The sequence below is a fragment of the Janthinobacterium silvisoli genome (genome assembly GCF_014200725.1).
Taxonomy (GTDB): Bacteria; Pseudomonadota; Gammaproteobacteria; order Burkholderiales; family Burkholderiaceae_D; genus Janthinobacterium.
The window spans coordinates 437446-449696 of record NZ_JACHCL010000003.1 but is presented as its reverse complement, the minus strand read 5'-3'; the positions used below and the strand labels follow the sequence as shown (position 1 = coordinate 449696).

At 59.0% G+C, this 12251-nt stretch carries 7 protein-coding genes; 4 read left to right on the top strand and 3 right to left on the bottom strand.

Going from position 1 to position 12251, the window contains the following annotated elements; translation table 11 throughout:
- Positions 1 to 31: 31 nt before the first annotated feature.
- Positions 32 to 757, bottom strand: coding sequence for a 16S rRNA (uracil(1498)-N(3))-methyltransferase (locus HDE75_RS18370; protein ID WP_183680905.1), 726 nt, complete (start codon positions 755 to 757; stop codon positions 32 to 34).
- A gap of 185 nt (positions 758 to 942) precedes the next feature.
- On the opposite strand from HDE75_RS18370, the gene tkt reads away from it, so the two are divergent.
- The 4 genes from tkt to HDE75_RS18350 all read left to right on the top strand — a co-directional run bounded on the left by tkt (position 943) and on the right by HDE75_RS18350 (position 5857).
- Positions 943 to 2940, top strand: a complete 1998-nt coding sequence (gene tkt, locus HDE75_RS18365; protein ID WP_183680904.1) for a transketolase — start codon at positions 943 to 945, stop codon at positions 2938 to 2940.
- 220 nt (positions 2941 to 3160) lie between these two features.
- The gene (gene gap, locus HDE75_RS18360; protein WP_046685413.1) at positions 3161 to 4171 is read left to right on the top strand and encodes a type I glyceraldehyde-3-phosphate dehydrogenase; all 1011 of its coding nucleotides are present in this window, start codon (positions 3161 to 3163) and stop codon (positions 4169 to 4171) included.
- A gap of 70 nt (positions 4172 to 4241) precedes the next feature.
- Positions 4242 to 5429 carry a TonB-dependent receptor plug domain-containing protein gene (locus HDE75_RS18355; RefSeq protein WP_183680902.1) on the top strand — a complete coding sequence of 396 codons (1188 nt, stop codon included), beginning with the start codon at positions 4242 to 4244 and terminating at the stop codon, positions 5427 to 5429.
- The gene (locus HDE75_RS18350; protein WP_183680900.1) at positions 5426 to 5857 is read left to right on the top strand and encodes an alpha/beta hydrolase family protein; all 432 of its coding nucleotides are present in this window, start codon (positions 5426 to 5428) and stop codon (positions 5855 to 5857) included. The genes HDE75_RS18355 and HDE75_RS18350 overlap by 4 nt, the downstream gene beginning before the upstream one ends.
- A gap of 95 nt (positions 5858 to 5952) precedes the next feature.
- Here the strand turns inward: HDE75_RS18350 and HDE75_RS18345 are convergent, their stop codons facing one another.
- Entirely contained in the window at positions 5953 to 8820 is a 2868-nt protein-coding gene (locus HDE75_RS18345) for a TonB-dependent receptor domain-containing protein (RefSeq protein WP_183680897.1), read from the bottom strand.
- A 478-nt stretch (positions 8821 to 9298) separates the two neighbouring features.
- On the bottom strand, positions 9299 to 12052 hold the full coding sequence (gene glnE / locus HDE75_RS18340; protein WP_183680896.1) for a bifunctional [glutamate--ammonia ligase]-adenylyl-L-tyrosine phosphorylase/[glutamate--ammonia-ligase] adenylyltransferase: 2754 nt from the start codon (positions 12050 to 12052) through the stop codon (positions 9299 to 9301).
- Positions 12053 to 12251 lie beyond the last annotated feature (199 nt).

Below are 12251 nucleotides of genomic sequence, written 5' to 3'. Positions count from 1 at the left end.
TGGCTTTTTTTATTGCTGAGCTGGCTGTGCCTTACATGCCGCCCCACAGCGCGCTCAAGGTCGCCAGCGCCGTCAATCCCGCCGTTTCCGTGCGCAGGATGCGGGGTCCCATCGATAGACCGATGGCGCCGGCGGCCAGTGCGGCCTTTTCTTCCGCTTCCGAAAAACCGCCTTCCGGTCCTACCATCAGGGTGATGGCTTGTGGCGGCTGGTGACGCGCCCAGTCGGCCAGCGACTGGTCCGCGCGCGGTGTCAGAATGATACGTTTGTGCAGGTCTTGCTGGCTGCTCCAGCTATTAAAATCTTGCAGCGGCGCCAGTTGGGCCAGGCGGTTACGCCCGCTCTGTTCCGAGGCCGAGACGATGATGCCTTGCCAATGAGCAAGTTTCTTTTCCGCTCGTTCGGCGGACAAGCGCACCACGCAGCGCTGCGCCGCCAGCGGCACGATGCCGGCCGCGCCCAGTTCGATGGCTTTTTCAATAATCCAGTCCATTTTCGACGCTTCCGGCAAGGCTTGCGCCAGCGTTACCGCGTAAGGCAGCTCCGCTTCGCGCGCCACATGCGCTTGTATTTCAGCCGTTACGCTGCGCTTGGCGACGCTGACCAGGCTAGCTTGCACTTCACCACCTTCGCCATTGAACAGGGTAATGATGTCACCGGGAACCAGGCGCACCACTTGTATATGGTGGGCAACGGCTTCAGGCAGATCGACGGTGGTGCCGGCGACGAGCGGCTGGGGGCAGAAAAAACGCGGCATGCAAATCCTCGACAGCGGTAAAGTGGGTAAAAGACGTGAAAGTATAGCGAGTTGGCGGGCCAGTACGCCGCAATTCTAATTTGCAGCCCCCCAGTCTGGTAAAATAGTTGACTACAGAAAGCAGCCGGCTTCCTTGTCTGCGCTGCTGCAAACGAATTCCAAACTCGCGACTGACCCACATCATCATGACAACTACGCTCCCGACTACCAAAATGGCCAATGCGATCCGCGCACTGGCAATGGACGCTGTACAAAAGGCCAATTCCGGCCATCCTGGCATGCCGATGGGCATGGCCGAGATCGCAGTTGCCCTGTGGAGTGGTCATTATCGCCACAATCCAATCAATCCAAAATGGCAAAACCGCGACCGTTTCCTGTTGTCGAACGGCCACGGCTCGATGCTGCACTACGCTTTGCTGCACCTGACCGGCTACGACCTGTCGATGGATGACATCAAGGCTTTCCGCCAGATGCATTCGAAAACCCCGGGCCATCCGGAAGTCGATATCACGCCAGGCGTGGAAACGACCACCGGCCCGCTGGGCCAGGGTATTGCCAATGCCGTCGGCATGGCTCTGTCGGAACAATTGCTGGCTGCTGAATTCAACAAGCCTGGCCACGACATTGTCAATCATTACACCTACGCTTTCCTGGGCGACGGTTGCCTGATGGAAGGTATTTCGCACGAAGTGTGCGCACTGGCCGGCACCCTGGGCTTGAACAAACTGATCGCCCTGTACGACGACAATGGCATTTCCATCGACGGTAAAGTCGAAGGCTGGTTCACCGACGACACCCCGGCCCGTTTCGAAGCCTACGGCTGGAACGTGATCCGCGCCGTCGACGGCCATGACGTTGCTGCCATCTCGGCCGCCATCGCCGCTGCGAAAACCGCGACGAAGCCAACCCTGATCTGCTGCAAAACCATCATCGGCAAGGGTTCGCCAAATCTGCAAGGCGGCGACAAGGTCCACGGCGCCGCGCTGGGCGACAAGGAAATTGCTGCCGTACGTGAATACATCGGCTGGGACGCCGCACCATTTGAAATTCCAGCTGACGTGTATGGCGCCTGGGATGCGAAAGAGCAGGGCGCCCTGCTGGAAAAAGACTGGAACGACCGTTTTGCCGCTTACAGCCGCGAGTTCCCGCAGCAAGCCGCTGAACTGAACCGCCGCATGAAGGGCGAGCTGCCAGAAGCATTTGAAGCGGCCTTGAGCGCTGCCATCGCTTCCTGCGTGGAAAAGAAAGAAAACATTGCGACCCGCAAGGCTAGCCAGAACGCCATCCAGGCACTGGCGTCGTCGCTGCCAGAATTCCTGGGCGGTTCGGCCGACCTGACCGGCTCGAACCTGACCAACTGGAAAGAGTGCGTAGCCGTGCGTTCGGGCCAGCCTGGCAACCATATCAACTACGGCGTGCGCGAATTCGGCATGAGCGCCATCATGAACGGTATCACCTTGCACGGTGGTTACATTCCATTCGGCGCCACCTTCCTGACGTTCTCCGACTACAGCCGCAATGCACTGCGCATGGCAGCCCTGATGAAGCTGCGTTCGATCTTCGTGTTCACCCACGATTCGATCGGCCTGGGCGAAGACGGCCCGACCCACCAATCGGTGGAGCACGTTTCGTCGATGCGTTTGATTCCTAACCTGGACAACTGGCGTCCATGCGACACCGTCGAGTCGGCTGCTGCCTGGGGCGCCGCCGTGCGCCGCAAGGATGGTCCATCGACCCTGATCTTCTCGCGCCAGAACCTGCCGTACCAGGAACGTAGCGCCGAACAGATCAACAACATCTACCGCGGTGGCTATGTGCTGAACGACGTGGCCGATGCCAAGGCGATCCTGATCGCCACCGGTTCCGAAGTGGAACTGGCAGTGGCGGCCGCCAGCGCGCTGGCTGCCGAAGGCATCGCCGTGCGCGTAGTGTCGATGCCGTCGACCGACGTGTATGACCGTCAGGATGCAGGCTACAAGGCCAGCGTGCTGACCAAAGGTGTGCCACGCGTGGCCATCGAAGCGGGCGTGACCAGCTTCTGGTACAAATACGTGGGCCTGGAAGGCGCCGTGGTCGGTATCGACACCTTTGGTGAGTCGGCCCCGGCTGGCGTGCTGTTCAAGCACTTCGGCTTCACGGTTGATAACGTCGTGGCCAAGGTCAAGGCTGTTATCGCCGGCTAATTGAAGTTAGTTGCAAGTTCCTGCCGCCAGCGCCCCGCAGATGGGCGCGGCGGCACGCATTTTTGGTAACACCTGAAAACCGTAGCGAGCGGCAGTGAGTTGTGGCTGAGAAGCGGAGCTGTGCGGATGCACAGTGAGCATCGGAGGCCGCAAATCGCGACGCGCAGCAGGTTTTTCCAGATGTTTAATGTGTCAGGTTTTTTTCTATCAGGAGCAAAGTATGACGATCAAAGTTGCAATCAACGGCTACGGCCGCATCGGCCGTAATGTATTGCGCGCTTTCTACGAAGGCGGCAAGAAACAAGATATCCAGATCGTTGCCATCAACGACCTGGGCGATGCCAAATCGAACGCCCACCTGACCCGCTACGACACTGCCCACGGCAAGTTCCCGGGCACCGTCACGGTCGAAGGCGACAACATGATCGTCAATGGCGATCCGATCCGTGTGTTTGCACAACGCAACCCTGCTGAAATTCCATGGGGCGAGCTGGGTGTGGACGTGGTACTGGAGTGCACCGGTTTCTTCACCACCAAAGAAAAAGCCTCGGCCCACCTGAAAGGCGGCGCCAAGAAAGTCATCATCTCTGCCCCAGGCGGCAAGGATGTGGACGCTACCGTCGTGTTCGGCGTGAACCACTCGGTACTGAAATCCACCGATACCGTCATCTCGAACGCATCGTGCACCACCAACTGCCTGGCGCCGCTGGTCAAGCCCCTGAACGACGCCATCGGTATCGAAACGGGCCTGATGACCACCGTGCACGCTTACACCAACGACCAGGTCTTGTCCGACGTGATGCATGAAGACCTGCGCCGCGCCCGTTCGGCCACCATGAGCATGATCCCGACCAAGACCGGCGCCGCCGCTGCGGTTGGCCTGGTACTGCCTGAGCTGAATGGCAAATTGGACGGCTTCGCTATCCGCGTGCCGACCATCAACGTGTCGCTGGTCGACCTGTCCTTCATCGCCAAGCGCGACACCACCGTGGAAGAAGTCAACGCCCTGATGAAGTCTGCTTCGGAAGGCGCGCTGGAAGGCATCCTGACGTACCAGACCGAACCGCTGGTATCGATCGACTTCAACCATAACCCGGCTTCGTCGAACTTCGATTCGACCCTGACCAAAGTCTCGGGCCGTCTGGTCAAAGTATCGTCGTGGTATGACAATGAGTGGGGTTTCTCGAACCGCATGCTGGACACCACCGTGGCGTTGATGTCTGCCAAGTAATTTCCGGCAATTGCTGAACACGCCCTGCGGGGTGTAATGCCGCCCTGGCTGATGCCAGGGCGGTTTTTTTTTGCCGTCTGAATGTGAGTCAGGTGCCCCTATCGCTACCGCTGCGTTCAAGCCTTCCGTTATCTTTGGTAGCGGTGCTGCCAACCAGGTCTTGTATGACTCGATCACGGCCGACTCCACGAATCTGTTCAAGTCAGGCTTGACGCAAATCGATGGCAAGATTTCCGGCGAACTGTTCAACCTGCCAGCTGGCGCCGTCGGCCTGGCCGTCGGTACTGAATTCCGTCGCGAGTCGCTCGATACCAATCCTGATCCGATTGCTGTCCAGGGTGAGTTCTATCACCAGGCGCAATTGCCGCCAGGCTTCTCGAATAGCCGCCGCATTGCGTCGATTTATGCAGAATCGACAGTGCCTCTGCTGAAGTCTGTCGAAGCGCAACTGGCGGTGCGCCACGACCACTACTCGGACTATGGTAATTCGACTACACCGAAAGTGGGCCTGAAATGGAGTGTTACGCCAGCCTTCATGGTACGTGGTACGTACGCCGAAGGTTTCCGTGCGCCAACCTTGGTAGAGAACTCGACCGACGTGCGTAATGCCTTCGTCTCGATCCGCGATCCGTTCCGTTGCAACGCCCAATACAAACTGGGCTGCTCTACTTCCAGCCCGTATCAAAGCGGCGCCAATCCAGACCTGAAACCTGAAACGGCGAAGAGCTACACCCTGGGTCTGGCATGGGAGCCTAGCTCCTCGTTCCTGGCAACGGTCGACCTGTGGCAGATCAAGCGTGTCAATGAAATCGGCACCTATGATCTGGACAAGGTGTTGTCCGATCCGGGCCGTTACGCTGGTGACCCAGCCGTTGCCATTACGCGTGCTGATCTGACTGCCGCCGACAAGGCTGCTGGTGCAGTTGCTGGTGAAATCACCAACATCAAGATGTTGCTGACCAACGTCGCTGTCACGCAAATCCGCGGCGTGGACTTGAAACTGACTGGCCGTATCAATATGGGCGAGTACGGCACCTTGCAGCCAACCTTGAACGTCAGCCATATGCAGTCGTTCAAGAATGCACCGTCGCCGACAGACGACCTGATCGAGTACGCCGGTACCCGCGGTACTCCGTCGGTACAGGCCAACCTGGGTCTGGCCTGGAGAAAAGCAGCATATGCGCTATCGGCAGATACTGTCTTTGTCAGTAAGATGGCTTCCGTTGCTGACCGTACGCCACCATGTATGGTTTGGTGAAAAATCCGGATTTGTATAAATGCGGCATTAACTGGGTAGGCGTGACCGATGTGAAAATGCTGTTTACCGTCAACTGGTCGGATGTGGCCGGTCCGGTGATGGATAACATCGGCACGAAAATGCATGGCGATCCTAAAACCGACGAAGCCTATTTCAAGAAAGTGTCGGCGATCGAGCACGCAGACAAGATCAAGGCGCCGGTACTGATGGCTTATGGCAGTGAAGACCGCCGCGTGCCGCTGATCCACGGCGAGAAAATGCGTGATCAGTTGCTCAAGCAGGGCAATACCGTCGAATGGATGGTCATGACGGGTGAAGGCCACGGCTGGTCCAAGGAAAGCAATAACATCAAATGGGGCGAAGCCGTCTACCGCTTCATCGACCGCTACATTGGTCAGGCGGCCGGCAGCAAGGCTGCCCAGCAGTAATCAAGCAAGGCGCAACGGCGACGGCGACGCCGGTGCAGCATAAAAAAACCCCTCCCGGCTTGCACCGGGAGGGGTTTTTTTTCGGGCTGATGCGATTAACGGAACTTGTATTCCGCGGTCAGGCGCACGGCACGGCCGCTGACGTCGGACGTGTCTTGCGGAATCACGCCGCCACCACTGGCATTGAAGGCGCGCAGGTCCACCGGTGGACGACGGTTGGTGACGTTACGGATAAACATCGACAAGGTCAGATCCTTGATGCCGGTGTAGTTGACGTTATAGTCCAGGCGCTCGTAAGCCTTGACCTGGCAATCATCGGCCGACCATTTCTTCGCGCTGCAACCCGCCATGGTATAGGTGGTGTCGAAGTAGTCGGTGTTGAGCGAGGTCTTGCTTTGGTAGGTCACACGCAGGCTGTTGCTGAAGTTGCCGGTCTGCATGGATGCGCCAACGTTAGCCGAGACTCTCGAGTAACCATAGCGGCCTGCCAGGTTGTCGCCGAAGCCGTTCAGCGTGCTGCTGAAGTTTTTCAGATCCAACAGGTAGGTCGCGTTGGCGCTCAGGTCGAGGCGGCCGAAGCGGGTAGGAATACGGCTATTGGCACTCAGGTCCAGGCCGCTGGTCTTGGTGCGCGACACGTTCAGGAACTCGCCCGAGGTCGATGCCAGTGGGCCGGCGGTGACGCCGTACTTGGCTTGTTCGGCGGCGGTGAAGGTCTTGTCGGCCGAGAGCGGTAGGCGGTTGATGACGCCCGGTGCCTGATCCGCTTCCGCGGCCAGCAGGTCGTCCGTGGATTTCAGGCCGATCTCATCCTTGCGCTGGATATTCCAGTAGTCCAGCGAAATGCTGGTGCCCTTGATTGGCTCGATCACGAAACCAATGGTGCCGCTATGCGTGGTTTCCGGCTTCAGGTTCGGGTTATTGCGCACGATGCTGGCGACGCCCGCAGCGCACTCTCTACCCTGAACCGTATCGGCGCGTGCCAGCAAGAGTGCTTTGTTCGGATCGCTGGCCGGCAGGGCTTTGGCTTGCGCTTGCAAGTCGTTGGACAAGGCTTGCGCCTGATCGCAGCGTTTTGGATCGACGACACCGTTGTCGAAGGCGAACTTGGTCGACTGCGCGCTTTCGGTCAGGTTGGGCGCGCGGAAACCGGATTCCAGGGTGCCGCGGAACAACAGGGTGGGCGTGACTTCCCAGCGTGCGGACACTTTTGGCGAAGCATGGGTTTTAAAGCCCGGGAATTTATCGATGCGTGCTGCTCCCACTGCCTCCAGGGTAGACGTCAGCGGCAGGTTGATTTCGGTAAATGCCGCTTCCGTCGTACGGCTGGCATCGGCCGACGATACGCCATAACCGACGATATCGCCGGACAGCAGATTGTCCGTAGGCGTGATCTGGAACTTCTCGTGGCGCAGTTCCATCCCTACCGCCAGGCCAATGGCGCGGTCACCGATCTTGCCCACTTCACCGCTCAGTTTGGCGTCAGCGAAGTATTGGGTGATCTTGCCATCATAGCCTTGCGCGGGGAACAAGGTGTTGAGCACATCGGCCGAATTCTTTTGGCCAATCTTGTAGCCATGATTGAAGAAGTTCGGATCGAGCACGCTACCCGTATTCGGGTCAACCTTGGTATAGTCGCCCACTTCCTTGATGAAGCCGCTATCGCTCAGGGAGCCGTAAGTACGGTCCTTGGTCTTGCTGCCCATCACGCCGACCGCGCTTTCCCAGTCAAAGGTGCTCCACTGGCCTTTCAGTCCCGTCAGTACGCGATACTGGTCGCTGCTCGTTTCGCGGTAGGCCGGTGCATCGGCCCAGCGGTAGCGGAACTCGATATCCTGGCCGCTGTGGTTGAGCGGGTTCGTGCTCGGCAGGTATTGGTAAGTGAAGTCCTTGCCCTGGCCAGTGCTGGGGTTGCCCCAGATCGTATCTGGGCTGGTTGAGCCGTAAGTACCAAATGCGTTGGTGTAGGTGGTCTTGGTGTGCGAAAACAGCACTTCGGAGAAGCTTTCGGTACCGCCACCCAGATTCAGTTTGCCCGACAGCAAGGCATTCACGCGGTCCGCCTGCGGCACGGCTTCAAAGCGCGAGAAGCGGTCATATACGCACAAGCCTGCTGCATTGAGCGTGGTGCAGCCCGGTACGGCACCTTGGCCGATCAGGTTGCCAGGATAGGAAAAGGTCGATGGGGCGCCGCGGTTGCCAAACATCAGGCCGCTACCGGGTGCCACAGCGGAGAATTTCTGGCCGTAGGTAGGGTTGATGTGGTCGACGACGTCGCGCCACATCACTTCGCCGCGCTTGAACACTTCGAGGTTGGCCAGCACATTGTATTTATCCGTGCTGAAGTCGCCCACACCGGCCGTGATGCTGGCCGTCTTGGTGTTGAACTGTTCATGGGCGACCGACTGGTCGTAGCCAGCGCGTACCTGCACACCCTGGTAATCGGAGCGCGTGATGATGTTGATCACACCGGCCACGGCGTCGGAGCCATAGATTGCCGAGCCGCCGTTGCGCAGTACTTCGATGCGTTCGATGGCGTCCAGCGGCAGCGAGTCCAGGTTGGTGAAGACCTCGTTGTAGTCTGCCAGCGCATATGGAGCGACGCGGCGCGAGTTGAGCAAGACCAGAGTCGATTGCTTGCCCAGGTTGCGCAGCGAAACAGCCGATGCGCCGCCAGCGAAGGAGTTCGAGCCGCCGATATCGGACAGGCTGCCGGTGGAGGCGGTCAACGTTTCCAGCGCTTCCTTGACCGAGTTCACGCCCAGGCGGACGATGTCTTCATGTTTCAGGATCTGTACCGGCGTTGCGGTTTCCGTGTCGATGCGTTTCAGGTTGGAGCCTGTCACGAGGACTTTTTCCAGCGGTTTGCCCGCTGCGTCGGTGTCTTGCGCCAATACGACGTGTGAGGATGCCAGCGTTAACGCAACCGCGATAACACCTTGTTTCAGTGCGATTTTTTTCACCCAAACTCCCGATTTAACTTTAGTTATATATAAGTTTTTATGCGTTACAGATCGTGTAACTGCAGTTTGATTATATTTATCGCTAGAGCAAAATTGCGAATAGTCAATTACAAAAACAACACTCGATGTGTAACGGAATGTGTCGCATTTGTAATGTTCAAGGTTTTTTGTGTAATTATTAGTAACTGAAAAAGAGATTGCCGATGGCGTGGATTGCCGATGCTGCGGGGCATGGGACTCTGATTTTCCGTTTGACAAGGTGCTGGCCAGGATCGTCCAGCGACAGGCCTTGAACGGTAATTTTTCCCTTGGTCAGAGAAAAATATGCTTGACGAACAATTGTATCCGTGCATTTTTTATTCGGCGTTTGCCTGCGCCGGATGCGGCAGGCGCGCGGGAGCGCCAGCGGCTGTTTAAACCGCTGCCAAGTGTTTTGATTGATCGCCTGCAGGCAGGCGCGGTGGGGGCTGGAAGGGGGTTAGTGCGTTTCTTGGAAAATCGTTTGCCACAGGCGCCGCACGTTGTCCGCATGCACGCGTACGCGCTCCGGTTCCACGCGGGCCAGGTCTTGTCCCTGCAGCCGCAACTGATGCTGCAACTTGCGCAGCGCGCGGTAAGCGTCGGCGACCAGCGCGGCCAGGCTGGCGTCGATCAGTCCCAGTTCGCCGCACAGGCGCAGCAGGGCGATATTGCCCATGTTGGACGTCAGTTGCGGATAACGGGCCGCATGTTGCAGCACCAGGTATTGCACCATGAATTCGATATCGATCATACCGCCCGCATCCTGCTTCAGGTCGAACCAGCCGGCGCGCGGTGGATGGGCGTCGAGCATCTTCTTGCGCATGGCCACCACTTCGCCCTTCAGCGGGCCATTTTCTGGACGCTCCTTGCGCAAGATGGTGTCGCGGATACGTTCGAATTGCTGGCCGATGCCGGCATCGCCGGCGCAAAAGCGCGCGCGTGTCAGCGCCTGGTGTTCCCACACCCAGGCTGCGCTGCTTTGGTAGCGCTCGAACGCCTGCACGCTGGACACCAGCATGCCGGAGGCGCCATCGGGGCGCAGCGCGATGTCAATATCGAACAGGATGCCGGCCGAGGTATGCGAGGTCATCCAGGTAATGAAGCGTTGCGCCAGCCTGGCGTACAGGGCGGGCGCTTCCTGGTCATCGTCGTCGAACAGGAAAATCACATCCAGGTCGGAAACATAACCGAGTTCCTTGCCGCCCAGTTTGCCATACGCGATGACGGCAAATTTTGGCACTTCGCGGTGGCGGGTAGCCACGGTTTTCCAGGCGGCCGGGATGGTGGCGGCGACGATGATGTCGGCCAGCTGCGACAGGTAATCGGCCAGTTTTTCCACGCTGAGGTCGCCCGCCAGGTCTTGCGCCAAACATTGGAACAGCTGCGCGTGGTGCATTTCGCGCAGGATATCCATTTGCCGCTCGGTGTCGCCCGCTGCGTCATCGAGCTGGCGTTGCAAATCCAGCGCCAGCGCAGCCGGATCGGGCACGCTGTGGCGGATGCGTTCGTCCAGCAATTCATCGAGCAGTATCGGATGCTGGGTGAGGAAAGTGGCTGCCCAGCCGCTGGCGCAGACCATGCGCACCACTCTTTCCAGTGTGTGCGGGTATTCTGTCAGCAACGACAAATACGCCGAACGGCGTGCAATGGCTTCTAAAAAGTCCAGTAATCGCCCTAACGTCGACAATTGGCTGGCTTTTCCCGAGCTGATCGAACAGTCGGCAATCAGGGGCAGGGCAGAGTTTACCAGGGCGACCAGGCGTGTGCGGCTCGCTTCCGGCAGTGATTGCAGCCGCGGCGCCTGCCAGGTGGCCAGCAGGCGCCGCGCGCAATCAGCCGGTTCGTCAAAACCCAAGGCGGCAAAACGCGCTTCGATGGCTTCCTGCTGGTCCGAGGCGGTGGAGTCGTTCGAGCTTTGCGGATCGATGCCGGTGTCGGCGGGCGGCGTGCCACTGCTCTTGTCGCTGAACATTTCGTCGAACTGGCCGGCGACAAATACGCGGTGCGCTTCCAACTGGGCCAGCAGGGTGGCCGTATCGGGCAAGCCCATCATGTGCGCCACCAGCAGGCGGTCGGCGTCATTGGCGGGCAGGGTATGTGTTTGCGCATCGTCAAGATATTGCAGACGGTGTTCCAGGTTGCGTAAAAAAGTGTAGGAAGCGAGTAATTGGTCGACGATGGCTGGTGTTAGCAGATTTTTGTCGGCAACTGTGCGCAGGGTGGTCCGCGTGGAACGGTCGCGCAGATCGGCGTCGCGCCCGCCCCGTATCAATTGAAAGACTTGCGCCAGGAATTCGATTTCGCGGATGCCGCCGCGGCCCAGCTTGACGTTATTGCTGCGGTCTGGATGCAAGCGCTCTTGCCGGTTGACTTCGGCGCGGATCTGGCCGTGCATGGTACGGATAGCGTCGATTACGCCGAAATCAAGATAGCGGCGGAACACAAAGGGGCGCACGATGGCGTCCAGCGCGGCGATATCTTCAGGTTTGCCGGTCACGGCGCGCGCCTTGACCCAGGCATAGCGCTCCCATTCGCGGCCCTGCACGATCAGATATTGTTCCACCATGCTCAGGCTGGCGGCCAGCGGTCCCGAGTTGCCATTCGGGCGCAGCGCCATATCGACGCGGAAAGTAAAGCCATCCTGTGTGATTTCGGCCAGGGCGGCGATCAGTTTCTTGCCCATACGAATGAAGAATTCGTGGTTGGACAGGTTGCGCTGGCCAGGCTGCGTGGCGTGCGTTTCACCGTCTTCAGGGTAGACAAAAATCAGGTCGATGTCGGACGAGACATTCAGTTCGCCGCCGCCCTGTTTGCCCATCGCCAGGACCATCAACTCCTGGGTTTGCCCCGATTCCTCGCCCACCGGCATGCCGTGCAAGGCCACCATCTCGGCCATGATGGCGTGCACGTGCGTGCGGATGGCGAAATCGGCAAAGCCTGTCATGGTGGTGACGACTTCATGCAAATCAGCCTGGCCGGACAGGTCGCGTTCGATCAAGCCGCACACCAGCAGATTGCGCAGGCGCCGCATGGCGCGCTCGGCCGGCAGCGGCGGATTGACAACGTTTGCCTGTTCCGCCAGGGCGCTTACAAAGTCAGTCTTATCGAGCGCAGTAAGCACTAACTGTGCTACTTGTGCGGCGCGTTCGGGAGCAGCATTGAGCCAGCGCTGGTAAAAACGCGAGGCAGAGATCGGGGGCGTAGGACTCATGGTGGCGGTTTCTATCGTTTCTGTCAGGGTATAGACGCGTAAAGTGGCGGCGAACGCCGGGGGATGCGGTAAAATTGGGCCGCCGGTAGTTTGCTGCCTGCTTGCAGGCAGGTCCTCCCGGACGATGGTAAGGGAGGCCAGGCGCAGACGCAAGCGCAAGCAGGCCGGCAAACGCCCTCGCGGCGTGCCCGCAGACTGA